Origin of the sequence: Altererythrobacter sp., assembly GCF_050299635.1 — a bacterium.
GTDB lineage: Bacteria > Pseudomonadota > Alphaproteobacteria > Sphingomonadales > Sphingomonadaceae > Erythrobacter.
This window is the reverse complement of sequence record NZ_JBNKWF010000029.1, coordinates 1-15132: the sequence shown is the minus strand read 5'-3', so window position 1 is coordinate 15132 and position 15132 is coordinate 1. Positions and strand designations below refer to the sequence as shown.

The following is a 15132-nucleotide window of genomic DNA, read 5'->3' as shown; positions in this document are numbered from 1 at the left end:
CCCGATGATCGCTTCTTCCGCCTTCGCTGGAAAGAAATACGCGGTACTCGGTCTCGCGCGGTCTGGCGCGGCGACGGTCGAGACATTGCTGGCCAGCGGTGCGGAAGTGCTGGCGTGGGACCGCCAGGACAACGCTCGCGCACCTTTTGATGGGCTGGTCGAGATGGGCGATCCCCTGGAGGCAGACCTTACCGGGTTCGACGGCATAGTCGTCTCGCCCGGCGTCCCGCTCAACACTCATCCGATTGTCGAGCATGCGAAGAAGTTCACGGTGCCGGTTGTTGGCGACATCGAACTGTTCGCACTGACCCGTAAGGATTTGCCTGCACACAAGGTGGTGGGCATCACCGGCACCAATGGCAAGTCGACCACCACCGCGCTGGTGCACCATATCCTGAAGGGAGCGGGCGTACCGGCCACCTTGGGAGGCAACATCGGTCTGCCGATCCTGGGGCAGGACCCGTTGCCCGAAGGCGGGGTCTATGTGCTCGAACTGTCGAGCTACCAGATCGACCTGACCTACACGCTCGATTGCGAGGTTGCGATCCTGCTCAATATCACGCCCGATCACCTCGACCGCTATGACGGGTTCGAAGGCTATGCCGCGAGCAAGGCACACCTGCTCGAAATGCAGACATCGGGCGTGGCTGTCCTCAACGAGCAGGACGAGCGCGTCGCCGCGATTGCAGACCGCCTGCGGGCAAAGGGGCATGGCGCCCGGATTGCGTGGGATCATGTCCACGCGGGGTCAGGCTTCGATCAGGCCGATTGGCCTAGCCTGCAAGGGCCACACAATCTTGAAAATGCCGAAGCAGCCATCACGACCTGCACTGCGCTCGGCCTCGATGCGGCGCAGATTGCGCAGGGTTTGCAGAGCTTCCCCGGTTTACCGCACCGCATGGAGCGTGTGACTGTGCATGATGGCGTTCTCTACGTGAACGACAGCAAGGCCACCAATCAGGCCTCCGCCGCTCCCGCGCTGGCTGCATATCCGCCTGACCAGGCGATCAATGATGGTGCGCCGCGCATCCACTGGATCGTTGGCGGGCTTCCGAAGGAGCCGGGCCTGCAGGAGTGCGAGGCCTATGTCGGCAATCTCGCCGCTGCCTATACGATTGGCGAGGCCGGTTCCGCCTTTGCGGCAGAGCTGGAAGGCCGCGTCCCGGTCGAGAATGCCGAATTGCTCAGTGAAGCGGTGAAACGTGCGATGGACCGGGCGCAACCGGGCGAAGTGGTCCTGCTTTCGCCAGCTTGCGCCAGCTTCGACCAGTTCCGCGACTATGAACGGCGGGGCGAGTACTTCCGCCAGGTCGTCGCTGCGCTGACGGGCGCCTCGCCGGAGATCCAGGCCGCACTGGCGGCAGGAGGTTCGGCATGAATGTGAGCCGGCCATACCTTCCTCACGCAGGCAAAGCTTCGGGCGGTCATGCGCGCGATGGGCAGCGGCATTCCTGGCAGAACGAAGTCAGGATCTGGTGGCGCGAGATCGACAAGGTCCTGCTGCTGCTGGTCGGGATATTGATGGTGCTGGGTACGGCGGCGGTTGCAGCGGCTTCGCCGGCCAGTGCTGAACGGCTTTCGACATCCAGGGTTCAGCTGGACGAGTTCCTTTTCCTGAAACAGCATCTGGTCTGGCAGTTTTTGGGGCTTGGCGCACTGTTCGGCGCCTCCATGCTGAGCCGCGACAATGCGCGCAGGTTGGGGATCGTGCTGGCGGCCAGCATGTTGTTCTTCCTGCTCCTTGTTCCGATTATCGGGGTCGAGAAGAACGGTGCGCAGCGCTGGATCAATCTGGGCTTTTCATTCCAGCCAAGCGAGTTCCTCAAGCCCGGCTTTGCGATTCTGCTGGCCTGGATCCTGACATGGCGCCTGCGCGACCCGAACCTGCCGGTGCTGACGGTGGTCACCGTGGTCATGGGTTTGGTCGCAGGCCTGCTGATGCTGCAGCCCAATCTCGGCGCGACGCTGCTGTTCGGTGGCGTGTGGTTCGTGCTGGTGCTGCTCGCCGGCGTGTCGGTGCAGCGGATCAGCGTGCTGGTCGGGTCCGGCGTGGTCGGACTGACAGCGACCTATTTCCTCTATGACAATGCCCGCAACCGGATCGACAGCTTCCTGGGCGGCGGCACCGCCTTCGATCAGGTTGATCTCGCAGAGCGCACTCTGCTGGCCGGCGGTTGGACCGGTAGCGGGCTGTGGCTGGGAATCCGCAAGATGAACCTGCCCGAAGCGCATACCGACTATATCTTCTCCGTCATCGGCGAGGAGTTCGGCCTGCTGGTCTGCGCGCTGGTGGTGGTGCTCTATCTCGCGATCCTGTTGCGCGTGCTCATCAGGCTGGTTGATGAGGACAATCTCTTCGTGCTGCTCGCGGGCGCAGGTCTGGTGACGCAGATCGGCGGGCAGGCATTCATCAATATCCTCGTCAACCTCCAGCTCTTTCCCTCGAAGGGGATGACCTTGCCGCTGGTGAGCTATGGTGGGTCATCCACCATAGCCGTGTGCCTCACAGTCGGTTTGCTGCTGGCGATTACGCGCCGAAATCCCTACCTCCAGCGCGAGACGCCCGGGCTGTTCGACATGCTGGGCCAGAAGGAGGGACCCGCATGAGCGGCGATGTACCGAATGGAGCAGGGCGACACTATGTGCTCGCTGCGGGGGGAACGGGCGGGCACCTGATCCCCGCCTTTGCTCTGGCGACCGAGCTGGATCGGCGCGGGCACCATGTCGCCCTGATTACGGATGAGCGCGGCGAGAAGATTCCGGGCAAGCCCGATTTCCTCCCCGCGCATGTCCTGCCTGCGGGTCGTTTCGGCAAGAACCCGCTCAACTGGATAAAGGGCGTTCGCGCAGTGTTGGAAGGTCGCAGTATGGCGCTGCGGCTGTTTGAAAGTTTCGAACCTTCTGCCGTGGTCGGCTTTGGCGGATATCCGGCGCTGCCTGCGCTGCTGGCTTCCACCTCTGCCGGGATACCCACAGTCATCCATGAACAAAACGCCGTGCTGGGCCGCGTCAACAGGATGCTGGCGGGGCGAGTGCAGGCGATTGCGACGTCCTATCCCGATGTCGAGCGGCTGAAGGAAAAGCACCTGCCCAAGGTGGAGCTGGTCGGCAATCCGGTCCGCGCCGAAGTGCTGGCGCTGCGCGATCAGGATTTTCCGCCCTTTACCGAAGACGGCATTTTGCGGGTGCTGGTAACGGGCGGCAGCCAGGGCGCACGCGTCATGTCAGAGATCGTGCCCGATGGGTTGGCGATGCTCCAGCCATCGTTGCGACAGCGTTTGCAGGTGACGCAGCAATGCCGGCCTGAAGACCTCGACGCGGTGCGGGCGCGCTATCGAAATCACGACATTCCCGCCGAACTGGGGACCTATTTCGAGGATATGGAAACGCGGCTGGCCGATTGCCATCTGTTCATCGGTCGCGCGGGCGCTTCAACGATTGCGGAGCTGACGGCGGTGGGCCGCCCGGCAATCCTGGTCCCGCTGCCGATCGCTACCGACGACCACCAGGCCGCGAATACGCGCGAAAGCGTGAAGTCGGGCGGCGCGCGAATGATCCGGCAGGAGCGTTTCGTTCCCAAGGAACTGGCCAAGCAGATCCAGGCAATGGCGCAAAAGCCCTCCAGCCTTTCCAACGCCGCCCACGCCGCATGGAATTGCGGGCGACCCAAGGCGGCGCAGGACCTCGCAGATCTGGTCGAGAGTTTCGGCGGAGCCGAGATGATGGATGTGATCCGCGTCGGCGGAAATGCAGCACGGTCGGTATCGCAACAGGAAACGGCAAGTCAGGGTTCGGCTCGGGAGCGTGCGCAGTGAAGGGCGTCGGGACCGATATCGGCACGATCCATTTCGTCGGCATCGGTGGGATCGGCATGTCGGGCATTGCCGAAGTGATGCACAATCTCGGCTATTCAGTTCAGGGAAGCGATCTGTCCGAAGGGCCGAGCGTCGAGCGGCTGCGCACGCGCGGGATCACGGTGAAGATCGGTCATGCCGCAGAGAATGTCGAAGGCGCGGCGGTCGTCGTCACATCGACTGCGGTGAAACGCACCAATCCCGAAGTCGCCTTCGCACTGGAAAACCGCATCCCCGTGGTTCGCCGGGCGGAGATGCTGGCCGAGCTGATGCGGCTCAAATCCACCATCGCCGTGGCGGGGACGCATGGCAAGACGACCACGACCAGCATGATCGCGGCGCTGCTCGATCGCGGCGATGTCGACCCCACCGTCATCAATGGCGGAATTATTGAACAATATGGCTCCAACGCCCGTCTAGGCGATAGCGACTGGATGGTGGTTGAGGCCGACGAAAGCGACGGCAGCTTCCTGCGGCTCGATGGCACGATTGCGGTTGTCACCAATATCGATCCCGAACATCTCGACCACTATGGCGATTTCGAAGGTGTGAAGCGCGCCTTCGTGGAGTTCATCCACAATGTGCCATTCTATGGCGCGGCGGTGCTGTGCATCGACCACCCCGAAGTTCAGGCGGTTGTTGGCCAGGTGCGTGACCGACGCGTGATTACCTATGGCTTTTCGCTTCAGGCAGATATCTGCGGGGTCAATGTCCGCCCCTATGCAGGCGGCAATGTGTTCGACGTGATCGTGCGCCAGCGCGGTGAGGAGGATCGCCGGATCGAAGGCGTGAAGATGCCCATGCCCGGTCGCCACAATGTCCAGAACGCGCTCGCCGCAATTGCAGTGTCGATAGAGATGGGCTGTTCGGACGAAGTCATCCGCGAAGGCTTTGGCAGTTTTGGGGGCGTGCGCCGCCGCTTCACCAGGGTCGGAGAGATCGACGGCGCGACGGTGATCGACGACTATGCGCATCACCCGGTCGAAATTGCGGCCGTGCTGTCCGCTGCGCGTGAAGCGGCAAACGCGGGTGGGGAGGGGCGCGTGATCGCAGTTGCCCAGCCGCACCGCTACACCCGCTTGCGCGACTTGATGGATGAGTTCCAGACCTGCTTCAACGAAGCGGACATGGTCTATGTTACGCCGGTCTATCCGGCGGGCGAAGATCCGATCGAAGGCGTCGATGCCGAAGCGCTGGTCGCCGGATTGAAATCGCGCGGGCATCGCGCCGCTGCCACGATTGCAGACAGGGAGGCCCTGGCCGCCGAGCTCGCGGGGACGATCGGCGCAGGTGACGTAGTCGTCTGCCTGGGCGCGGGAGACATCACCCGCTGGGCCGCTGATCTGGCAAGCGCCATCGCGGAGAAGAAAGCCGCATGACGCTTCGGCAACCCTCGAATGACTGGTCGACCGACAATGGCGCCGCACCGCGCTGCGCGGTCGAAGGTGCAATCGAAGCGCCTGTGCCGATGGAAGGGGTGCGTGGCAGGCTGACGCCGAATGCGCCATTGGCCAAGCTGGTCTGGTTCAAGACGGGCGGCAATGCCGATTGGCTGTTCGAACCCGCCGATCTCGACGATCTGCGCACATTTCTCGAACGGCTCTGCGGGCGCTTGCCAGTGATGGCGCTGGGGCTCGGCTCGAACATGATTATTCGCGATGGCGGCGTGCCGGGCGTGGTCGTGCGGCTCGGCAAGAAGTTCGCTGAAGTCGAGCGAACCGATGAGACAACGCTTCGCTGCGGCGGTGGAGCGAGCGGCATTCTCGTTTCCTCCTCCGCGCGCGACGCGGGGATTGCGGGGCTGGAGTTCTTGCGCGGCATTCCCGGCACAGTCGGCGGTTTCGTGCGAATGAATGGCGGGGCCTATGGCCGCGAAGTGTCAGATATATTGGTCGATTGCGACGTGGTGATGCCCGATGGCAATTTCATCACGCTGCCCGCGCATGATCTGCAATATACCTATCGCCATTCCGCTCTGCCGGACGGGGCGGTTGTCGTCAGCGCGCGTTTTCGCGGAGAGCCGGGCGATCCGGCGGCGATCGGCGCGGAGATGGATCGGATCGCGCAGGCGCGCGAGGAATCGCAACCGCTGCGCACCAAGACGGGTGGTTCGACCTTCAAGAACCCGCCCGGCCACAAGGCTTGGCAACTGGTCGACGCGGCGGGCTGCCGTGGGCTGACAATGGGCGGCGCACAGGTGAGCGAGAAGCACACCAATTTCCTCATCAATACAGGCGAAGCGACGAGCGCCGATATCGAAGGGCTGGGCGAAGAGGTCCGCCGCCGCGTCTACGAGCATTCGGGCGTGCAGCTCGAATGGGAAATCCAGCGAGTGGGGCGTCCGTGAGGTATATTGCATGAGTTCCACCAAACCCCACGTCGCGGTCCTGATGGGCGGCTGGGCCAATGAGCGTGAAGTCTCGCTGATGAGCGGCAATGGCGTCGCCGATGCACTTGAGAGTCGGGGCTACAAGGTGACGCGGATCGATATGGATCGCCAGGTCGCATCGCGCATCGCGGAGGCTGCGCCTGATGTAGTATTCAACGCGCTCCACGGCGTGCCGGGTGAAGACGGGACTGTACAGGGCATGCTCGACCTGATGGGTATTCCATATACGCATTCGGGCCTCGCCACTTCGGTGATCGCGATCGACAAGGAACTGACCAAGCAGGCGCTCGTTCCGCACGGTATCCCGATGCCCGGCGGACGCATCGTGCAAAGCGAGGAGCTATACGAGCGCGACCCGCTGGCGCGCCCCTACGTGCTCAAGCCGGTCAATGAAGGTTCGTCTGTCGGCGTCGCCATCGTCACGGATGAGAGCAATTACGGCAATCCGATCGGCCGCGATGTTGCCGGGCCGTGGCAGGAATTCAGGCAATTGCTGGCCGAGCCGTTCATTCGTGGGCGCGAGCTGACCACTGCGGTGATTGACGGGCCGGATGGTCCGCAGGCGCTGGGCGTGACCGAGCTGATCGTGAAGTCGGGCTTCTACGACTACGAGAACAAATACACAGACGGGAAGACCGAGCATGTCTGCCCCGCGCAAATTCCCGACGGGATTGCGGCATTGTGCTGCGAATATGCAGTCCGTGCGCACAAGGTTCTGGGTTGCCGCGGGACCAGCCGCACCGATTTCCGCTGGGATGACGAACAGGGCGAAGCTGGCCTGTTCGTGCTGGAAACGAATACGCAGCCGGGCATGACCCCGCTCAGCCTGGTGCCTGAACAGGCGCGCCATGTGGGCATGGATTATGCCGATCTGGTCGAAGCGATCGTCGCCGAGGCGCTTCGCCAGCGATCAAGTGGAGGCGGTGATGGCGACGATTAAGCGCGGATCGAAGGGCGTTCGCCGCGCGGCCAAGGCCAACAGCCGGGCGAAAACCGCGCGCAAGGCCAAGGCACGCACCAGCGGCTTTGTCGATGGTGTAATGGCGCTGCTGCCCTTCACCGATGAGCAGCTGCATCGCATCTTTCTCGCGGTTATCCTTGGCGGCGGTGTGGCGCTTGCCTGGTTTGTCGCCAGCCTGGCGGGGGTTCCCGCAATGGCGCAGGCAGAGATTGCCGGGCTCGCCTCAGATGCCGGGTTCGAAGTGCGCCACGTGCGTGTGAGTGGCGTTGATCGGATGGACGAGCAGCGCGTTTACGAGAAGGTGATTTCCCAGCGCGACCTGCCGATGCCGATGGTCGATTTGACGGGTTTGAGGGAGGATCTGCTGGAGCTGCCCTGGGTCAAGGATGCGCGCGTTTCGCGCCAGTTACCGGCCACGCTGGCCGTGGACATTGTCGAGCGTGAACCGCATGCCGTGCTGGAAAAGGCAGACCGGCTGATGCTGATCGACGACGAAGGCAGCGAACTTGAGCCGGTGGCTGCGAACAAGACCGGCGACATGCTGGTTATTTCAGGCCCGGGTGCCGGACGCCAGGTGCCCGCGCTTGACCACTTGCTCGAAGCCGCCCCGGCGCTTCGTCCGCAGGTCAAATCGGTCGAATGGGTCGGCAACCGCCGCTGGAACTTCACCTTCAAGACGGGTCAGATCCTGGCTTTGCCGCAAGGCGAGGATGAAGCCGCGTCGGCGCTGATCAATTTCGCCCGCCTTGATGGGCAGAACCGCCTGCTGGGCGGCAAAGTCTCGACTTTCGACATGCGCGCGCCGCCGCGCATCTACATGCGTATTCCCGGCCGTGCGGACGAGGTTCTGGGCGCGGAGGATGCGGACTGATGGCATCGGCCCGGTTCAGCAAGATATTCGGCGCAGTCAATGCCGGCTCGTTCCGTATCTCAGCCATGATCATGGGGCTGGGCGAGAATGGCGAGTTGCAGGTGCTGGGCAGCGGCCACCGCGCCAGCCAGGGGATCAAGCGCGGCTATGTCACAGATATGGCTGCGGCGACCTACGCCATCCGCGATGCGGTAGAGCGGGCCGAGAAGAACGCCGGAACCAGTGTCCAGAGCGTTTGGGTCGGCTGCACCGGCGCCGGGCTGGCGAGCGAAGTGTCCAAGGTCGAGATCGACATTGGCGGGCGGCGGATCGAGGAAGAGGATATCGAGCAACTGCTGGTTGCTGCGCGCGACGCGATCCAGCCTGATGGCCGCATGGTCCTGCACGCACAGCCGGCGCATTACACGCTGGATGGGGCGCATGGTGTAGCCAATCCCAAGGGGCTCCATGCCGAACAACTCGGGGTCGATGTGCATGTCATGTTGGCTGATGGCGCCCCCGTCAGGAACCTCACGGAAGCGGTGCAGAACGCGCATCTCGATGTCGAGGCAGTGGTCGCCGCGCCGCTTGCGGCGGGCCATGCCTGCCTGACCGATGAAGAACGCGAACTGGGCGTCGCCATGGTCGAGATCGGCGGCGATGCGACCAATGTGGCGGTCTATGCGGCGGGAATGCTGCTGGGCCTCAAGGCGTTGCCCTTCGGATCATCCGACATCACAGATGCGATCGCTTCGGCATTCGGGATCAGGCGATTCCAGGCGGAACGGCTCAAATGCGTATCGGGTTCGGCCATCGCCAGCCCGACCGATCATCGCGAGATGATCCCGGTCAACGGGCCGGGCGACGATCAGGCAGGCCCTGTGGCACGCGGCGCGGATGACAAGAACCGGATCGCCCGGGCGGAGCTGGTTTCGATCGTGACGCATAATCTGTCGCATCTGACCAACGAAATCAGCCGTGCGCTCAAAGAGATGGGCTTTGCCGGTGCGCGCCGCGGCACGGTGGTGCTGACTGGCGGAGGCGCAGAGATCGCCGGACTGGCGGAATTCACGCAGGGGGCATTGGGAATGCCGGTCAGGATCGGCCGTCCACCTGCACTCAAGGGATTGCCAGAAGCCCATGCCACGCCGGGCTTCACTACGCTCGCCGGGCTGTGCCTCTATGCCGCCGACGATCCAGTCGATATTCGCGCAATCGGGCCACGCCGGCAGGCGTCGATGCGTTATGGCGGAGCGCAAAAGGTTAGCCGGATATTCCAGGCACTCAGGGAATATTTCTGATGCCAACCAGCCAAACCGGCGAAAACCCGGCGATACAGCCGCTCTTAACCACTGTGGATAAGGGAATTCGTGCTATAAACGGCGCATCCTATCTGTGCCAAAGTGTGTCAAATTTAGTCAGGGTCTGACACGCCCGGAGGAATAATTCATGAGCATCAATATCGGACCGGCATCGAGCGAGGAACTGCGGCCCCGGATCACCGTGATCGGGATCGGCGGTGCCGGCGGAAATGCCATCGCCAACATGATCGAGGCCGAGATCGAGGGTGTCGACTTTATCGTCGCCAATACCGATGCGCAGGCGCTCAACAATTCAGTGGCGGAGCGGCGTATCCAGCTTGGCCCGGAAATCACCGGCGGTCTGGGTGCGGGCTCGCGGCCCGAAGTCGGCAAGGCTGCGGCGGAAGAAACCGTCGCCGAGATCGAAGACGCGCTCGAAGGCGTCAACATGGTATTCATTGCAGCCGGCATGGGCGGCGGCACCGGCACCGGCGCCGCGCCTGTGATTGCAGAGGCAGCGCGCCGTATGGGCGTGCTGACCGTCGGCGTCGTGACCAAGCCGTTCCTGTTCGAAGGGACGCGCCGCATGCGCTCTGCAGAGGCAGGAATCGACGAACTGCAGAAGCATGTCGATACGCTGATCGTCATTCCCAACCAGAACCTGTTCCTGGTCGCCAAGGCGGAAACCACCTTCAAGGAAGCATTCATGCTTGCCGACGAGGTGCTGCAGCAAGGCGTGCGCTCGATCACCGACCTGATGGTGATGCCGGGCCTCATCAATCTCGACTTTGCCGATGTGCGCTCCGTGATGAGCGAGATGGGCAAGGCGATGATGGGCACAGGCGAGGGCGAAGGCGAAAACCGTGCCCTCGAAGCGGCCGAACGCGCCATCGCCAATCCGCTGCTCGACGGCGTGAGTATGCAGGGCGCCAAGGGTGTGATCATCTCGATCATCGGTGGCGAAGACATGCGGCTGCTCGAAGTCGACGAAGCGGCCAACCATATCCGTGAACTGGTCGACGAGGATGCGAACATCATCTGGGGTTCGGCCTTCAATCCGGATCTCGAAGGGACGATCCGCGTATCGGTGGTCGCTACCGGGATCGAGCAGGGCGCGATTTCGGAAACGCGGGAAAGCACACCCGTTTCGCTGTCGGCGTCTCGTCCGCCCAAGCGCCCCGTGCTTGAACTGCCCGAGGAAAGCATGGAGCCAGAGGCTCCTGCAGAAGAGGAACCGCTCGAACTGGCCGCGGAGCTTCCGCCCGAACCCGAGCCGGAGCCCTATGTTGAGCCTGTTGCGGAAACCGCGCCGGAAGCTGAACCGGTTCAGGAAAGCGAGCCGTTCGATCTTAGCGGCATGCAAGCCGACGACGATTACGACGAAGACGAAGAAGAAGGCGACGACGTCGATGGAATCGTCGATCCGCTGGCCGGGCTGCGCAATGCGCAGAATGACCCCTATGCCGATATGCCAGGCGGTGAGTCCGGAGGGGACGATGAAGGCGAATATGCAGGCGGAGGAGAGGCGGCTGAGCCGCTCGATCTGACTGCCGAAGCCTCGGCGGAGAATGAAGGCCAGGATGACCTGCTTGCCAATGCCGATATGCTTGCAGCCGAGGACGAAGCCGCTCAACCGGCCACAGGCGGGCGGCGCCGGGGCTTGCTGAGCGGTGCTGAATCTGGAGGTGAAGGTTCACCCGAGGGTGCCGGAGGCGGCGCGAGTGGATCTGGTGGTGGCGGCGATGCCGCGGCAGCCTCACCTGCGGGAAGCACCTTGTTCGAACGCATGGCGAGCTTGTCGCGCGGATCGTCGATCGATGACGAGGATGACGACGATGCCGAAGATGACGACGAGGCGAACAGCCCTTCGCTCAGCATTCCGCGTTTCCTGGGGCGCCAGAATAACCAGTAACGCGCAGCGCAAACGGTCATCGGATCGGTCACTGACACCAGGCCTCTTCCCGTGGGCGCTGTTCGCCCACGGTTCAGCCGGTTTCGGCTAGCGCATCGTGTAATCGGTTGGCTAAACGGCTTCGGCATGTCTGCGAAACAATCCAAATTGCGCAATTTCCTGTTTATCGGCGCGGTTCCGCTTGCAGCGGGATTGGGCCTTGCTGCCGGGGCATCGGCCCAATCCGGGGATTCAGTGGTTGCGCGCGAAGTCGTGCAGCCGATGGCATCGCCGCAAGTCGACCGGCTCAATGCCGCGCTCAAGCGCCTTGCCTATGATGCGAGCAATGTCGGTGCGCTGGTGGAGGCGGGCAATGCCGCCCTGCAGCTGGGCGATCTCGACGCGTCGATGGGCTTCTTCGGTCGCGCACTGGACCTTTCACCTGAAAACGCCCAGGCCAAGATCGGATTGGCGGCTGTTTCGTTGCGATCCGATCGGCCGATCGATGCGCTGCGCCTGTTCGCCGAAGCGGAAAAGGCAGGGGCTTCCGTATTGGAGGTCCAGGCCGAACGCGGGCTCGCCTATGACCTTGTTGGCAATAATGAGGAGGCCCAGCGCAGCTATCGCGCAGCGCTGGCAAGTGGTTCGGGCGACGAGGTGACACGTCGACTCGCGCTCAGCCAGGCGATTGCGGGAGACCGGAAGGGTTTCGAAGCGAGTTTGCTGCCGTTGCTCCAGAAGCGCGATCTTGCCGCCTATCGCACGCGGGCATTCGGTCTTGCGGTGCTGGGAGATGTGGATCAGGCCAATGCCATCGTCGATGCGGCCATGCCCAAGGACCTGGCAAGCCGTATTGCGCCTTACCTCGCCTATATGCCCCGGCTGACGAGGGCGCAGCAAGCGGCCGCGGGCAATCTGGGCATCTTCCCGCGTGCGGCCGAAATCGGACGCGACGATCCGCGCATCGCACAATATTCGGGTTCATCTTCGGCGGGCGGCGCTGCAACGGGCTCACGCCTTTCGCCTGCGGGTACTCCGTTGGGGAAGGCCGAATCGGCCAAGGCTACACGCGCTACGACTGACAGTCGCCGGCGCAGGCCTGACCGGACGGGCAGCGGACAGCAGCGTGCAACGCCTGCGCCTGCACCGGCTTTGGCGCAAGCGACAGGCGAACTGCCGCCGGTTTCCGCATCGGGCGGAAGCAGGTTGGCGACCGTCGCACGCGAGCAGGTTGCATCCGACGAGGCCAAGGCCGGGACTCCGCGACCTGCAGTCACGAAGTTCAACCTGGCTGAAGTGCCAAGCACGTCCGTATCGAACACCCAGACAGGCGGCACCGCTCCGAAGCCTGATCCCGACTCACGGCGCAGCGTCGCCGATGCATTTGCCGGGCTGGGCAAATCCGCTCAACCGAGGACGGAAGCGAGTTCGGGCGCGGTTGACATCGCATCGATCGACGTGCCGAGGGAAGCTCCGCCCGAGCCCAAGGCGGAGAAGAAGCCCGAGCCACCTCAACACCCCAGCCGAATCTGGGTGCAGGTCGCGCCCGGCCCCGACCGATCCGCTTTGCGATTCGACTGGCGCCGCTTCGCCCGCAAATATCCAGAGCTGCTGGGGAAGTACTCTCCCTATGTGGTGCCATGGGGACAGGCCAACCGTTTGCTCGCCGGCCCGCTGAAATCGGACGATGCTGCGCGCGAGTTGATCAATGCGCTTAAGGAAGGGGGGCTCGACACATTCAGCTATACGAGCCCGGAAGGAGAAAAAATCGATAAGCTTCAATAGTTTGTGCGATACCCCCGGCTTTCTTTGCACAGGCTTTGAACAAGCGAGATCGGTTCTCCCCAGCCGCACGTCGTCGCACCATTGCATTCACATGCCCGCTCAATGCATCCATCGCTGCGATGACATTCTTGGCCCCCCACTCATGAGACCGCGCGAGCAGGAGTTCGTCGCTGCAGACGATGCCGCGCCGATCGATATGCTGGCCGCGCTGTTTGAAGCGCGCGGCTGGCCGTGCGAGATCATCTCCGATGACGAGGTGAGCGGCGAGATCCAGGGTAGCTGGGCGAAATACCAGCTGCGCGGCGTGTGGCGACCGGAAGACAATGTTCTCCAGCTATTGTGCCTGCCCGATATTCGTGTCGCGCGCGAAAAGCGGGCGGACGCTTACGAGCTGCTTTCGCTGGTCAATGAGCAGATGTGGCTTGGCCATTTCGATATCTGGTCCAATGGCAGCGTGCTGCTTTATCGACACGGCGCGCTGCTGGGTGATGAAGGCCTGTTGAGCATCGCTCAGGCACAGGCGCTGGTCGAAACCGCGATCGACGAATGCGACCGATTCTACCCTGCATTCCAGTTTGTGCTGTGGGGCGACAAGAGCCCGCGAGTGGCGCTCGAAAGCGCGCTTGTCGACGCGGCGGGGGAAGCCTAGTCCTGCTGTCCGATCAACAAGGCAGGCAGATGACGACTTTCAACAAACTCCTGATTATCGGCTGCGGCAATATGGGCGGCGCAATGCTGGCCGGATGGCTGGCCGCGGGCGAGGATCCGGTACGCTTCGAAGTCCTCGATCCGGCGCTTGAAAACGCGCCCGACGGGGTCGCGCTCCATCGCGAGGCTCCTGCCATTCCCGATCACGACTGTGTGCTGCTCGGTTTCAAGCCTCAGCAGCTTGGTGCGCTGGCGCCGGGGCTGCAGCGCCTGACCGGGCAGGGCGTGACTGTGTTCTCGTTGCTTGCGGGGCTCGATCTTGCCATGCTGGCCGATGCCTTTCCGCAGGCTTCGGCCCATGTCCGGGTCATGCCGAACCTCGCCGCGCGGATCGGCAAGTCGCCGGTCATTCTTGCCGAGTCAGGCCTGGACGCGGCCGCGAAGGACGAGGCTCTGCTCCTGTTCGACCGGCTTGGGACTGCTGCATGGCTGGAAAGTGAGGCGCAGTTCGACCTGGTTACAGCGCTGGCGGGATCGGGTCCGGGGTTCGTCTATCGCTTCATCGATGCGCTTGCCGGTGCGGCGCAGGAACTGGGTCTTGAGCGCGACATGGCCGATCGGCTGGCTCTGGCAATGGTTGAGGGCGCGTCGGCGCTGGCTGCCCAAGCGGGCATATCCCCGGCTGAGCTGGCGGACCGTGTGGCCAGCCCCGGTGGTATGACGCGCGAGGGTCTGGATGTACTCGATGCCGGTAATTCCTTGAAATCATTACTGATAGAGACTCTGCGCGCAACTGCCGAGAAGGGCGGTGAACTCGCGGAACAGGCCCGAAATCGGGGTTGAGCAGTTGCACCGATTGCAACTCGGTTTTGCTTGAAAATTGTTCATCCTGACCCGATATTGTCTGCAACGGGCGCGTTTGGTGCGTCTGCATTTGGAGTAGAGACAACAATGGCTGATTGGAACGAATCCCAGCGCTCTCAGCAGGGCTTCGGCTCGGTCCCGCGCAGCAGCGGCGACCTCGCAGGGCGCGTCACCTTTGACGAGGGCCTGCGCAAGCACATGCTCTCAATCTACAACTACATGACGTCAGGCGTGCTCCTGACGGGCATCATCGCATTGCTGACCGCACGTTCTGGCCTGGCTTACAAGTTCGCCACCGGCCCGTTGATGTGGCTGGTCGCGCTGTCGCCGCTCGCCATCGTGTTTGCGATGAGCTTTGGCGCGAACAAGTTCAGCAAGACGACCCTTCAGGCAATGTTCTGGGTCTTCGCCACGCTGATGGGCCTTTCGCTTTCGACGATCTTCCTCGTCTACACCGGTGGTTCGATCGCTGCGACCTTCTTTGCAACGGCAGCGGCGTTCGCCGGGCTCAGCCTGTGGGGCTACACCACCAAGAAAGACATTTCGGCCTGGGGCAGCTTCCTCATCATGGGTGTTGTCGGCCTGATCG

The 15132-nt window shown here is 63.1% G+C and carries 13 protein-coding genes; all 13 read left to right on the top strand.

Annotation, left to right across the window (positions count from 1 at the left end):
* The first annotated feature begins 4 nt into the window (after positions 1–4).
* A complete protein-coding gene (gene murD, locus ACQY6C_RS13265; RefSeq protein WP_427969497.1) occupies positions 5–1378 on the top strand; it encodes a UDP-N-acetylmuramoyl-L-alanine--D-glutamate ligase in 1374 nt (457 codons plus the stop codon).
* Positions 1375–2607: an FtsW/RodA/SpoVE family cell cycle protein gene (locus ACQY6C_RS13260; RefSeq protein WP_427969495.1), complete on the top strand. Its 1233-nt coding sequence runs from the start codon at positions 1375–1377 to the stop codon at positions 2605–2607. Before murD ends, ACQY6C_RS13260 begins: the two co-directional genes overlap by 4 nt.
* A complete protein-coding gene (gene murG, locus ACQY6C_RS13255) occupies positions 2604–3815 on the top strand; it encodes an undecaprenyldiphospho-muramoylpentapeptide beta-N-acetylglucosaminyltransferase (RefSeq protein ID WP_427969493.1) in 1212 nt (403 codons plus the stop codon). The genes ACQY6C_RS13260 and murG overlap by 4 nt, the downstream gene beginning before the upstream one ends.
* Complete coding sequence (murC, locus tag ACQY6C_RS13250) at positions 3812–5233, top strand: UDP-N-acetylmuramate--L-alanine ligase (RefSeq protein WP_427969491.1); 1422 nt, start codon at positions 3812–3814, stop codon at positions 5231–5233. Before murG ends, murC begins: the two co-directional genes overlap by 4 nt.
* Before the next feature lie 89 nt (positions 5234–5322).
* Positions 5323–6201, top strand: coding sequence for a UDP-N-acetylmuramate dehydrogenase (gene murB / locus ACQY6C_RS13245; RefSeq protein ID WP_427969532.1), 879 nt, complete (start codon positions 5323–5325; stop codon positions 6199–6201).
* Between the two features lie 10 nt (positions 6202–6211).
* Entirely contained in the window at positions 6212–7183 is a 972-nt protein-coding gene (locus ACQY6C_RS13240) for a D-alanine--D-alanine ligase (protein WP_427969489.1), read from the top strand.
* Positions 7170–8075 (top strand): cell division protein FtsQ/DivIB, encoded by a 906-nt coding sequence (locus ACQY6C_RS13235; protein ID WP_427969488.1) that lies wholly within the window; start codon positions 7170–7172, stop codon positions 8073–8075. Before ACQY6C_RS13240 ends, ACQY6C_RS13235 begins: the two co-directional genes overlap by 14 nt.
* On the top strand, positions 8075–9355 hold the full coding sequence (gene ftsA, locus ACQY6C_RS13230) for a cell division protein FtsA (protein WP_427969486.1): 1281 nt from the start codon (positions 8075–8077) through the stop codon (positions 9353–9355). Before ACQY6C_RS13235 ends, ftsA begins: the two co-directional genes overlap by 1 nt.
* Positions 9356–9503: 148 nt before the next feature.
* On the top strand, positions 9504–11267 hold the full coding sequence (ftsZ, locus tag ACQY6C_RS13225) for a cell division protein FtsZ (RefSeq protein ID WP_427969484.1): 1764 nt from the start codon (positions 9504–9506) through the stop codon (positions 11265–11267).
* Positions 11268–11393: 126 nt separating this feature from the next.
* A complete protein-coding gene (locus ACQY6C_RS13220; protein ID WP_427969482.1) occupies positions 11394–13031 on the top strand; it encodes an SPOR domain-containing protein in 1638 nt (545 codons plus the stop codon).
* 142 nt (positions 13032–13173) lie between these two features.
* Positions 13174–13680 carry a YbjN domain-containing protein gene (locus ACQY6C_RS13215; RefSeq protein ID WP_427969481.1) on the top strand — a complete coding sequence of 169 codons (507 nt, stop codon included), beginning with the start codon at positions 13174–13176 and terminating at the stop codon, positions 13678–13680.
* Positions 13681–13709: 29 nt separating this feature from the next.
* The gene (locus ACQY6C_RS13210) at positions 13710–14522 is read left to right on the top strand and encodes a pyrroline-5-carboxylate reductase family protein (RefSeq protein WP_427969479.1); all 813 of its coding nucleotides are present in this window, start codon (positions 13710–13712) and stop codon (positions 14520–14522) included.
* A 108-nt stretch (positions 14523–14630) separates the two neighbouring features.
* A partial coding sequence (locus tag ACQY6C_RS13205; RefSeq protein ID WP_427969477.1) for a Bax inhibitor-1/YccA family protein occupies positions 14631–15132 on the top strand: 502 nt, incomplete at its 3' end.

Bases quoted from the DNA above. Each gene is read 5' to 3' on its own strand.
- murD (WP_427969497.1), top strand. From the start codon at position 5: ATGATCGCTTCTTCCGCCTTCGCTGGAAAGAAATACGCGGTACTCGGT.
- ACQY6C_RS13210 (WP_427969479.1), top strand. From the start codon at position 13,710: ATGACGACTTTCAACAAACTCCTGATTATCGGCTGCGGCAATATGGGC.
- murB (WP_427969532.1), top strand. From the start codon at position 5,323: ATGGAAGGGGTGCGTGGCAGGCTGACGCCGAATGCGCCATTGGCCAAG.
- ACQY6C_RS13220 (WP_427969482.1), top strand. From the start codon at position 11,394: ATGTCTGCGAAACAATCCAAATTGCGCAATTTCCTGTTTATCGGCGCG.
- ACQY6C_RS13215 (WP_427969481.1), top strand. From the start codon at position 13,174: ATGAGACCGCGCGAGCAGGAGTTCGTCGCTGCAGACGATGCCGCGCCG.
- ftsZ (WP_427969484.1), top strand. From the start codon at position 9,504: ATGAGCATCAATATCGGACCGGCATCGAGCGAGGAACTGCGGCCCCGG.
- ftsA (WP_427969486.1), top strand. From the start codon at position 8,075: ATGGCATCGGCCCGGTTCAGCAAGATATTCGGCGCAGTCAATGCCGGC.
- ACQY6C_RS13240 (WP_427969489.1), top strand. From the start codon at position 6,212: ATGAGTTCCACCAAACCCCACGTCGCGGTCCTGATGGGCGGCTGGGCC.
- murG (WP_427969493.1), top strand. From the start codon at position 2,604: ATGAGCGGCGATGTACCGAATGGAGCAGGGCGACACTATGTGCTCGCT.
- ACQY6C_RS13235 (WP_427969488.1), top strand. From the start codon at position 7,170: ATGGCGACGATTAAGCGCGGATCGAAGGGCGTTCGCCGCGCGGCCAAG.
- ACQY6C_RS13260 (WP_427969495.1), top strand. From the start codon at position 1,375: ATGAATGTGAGCCGGCCATACCTTCCTCACGCAGGCAAAGCTTCGGGC.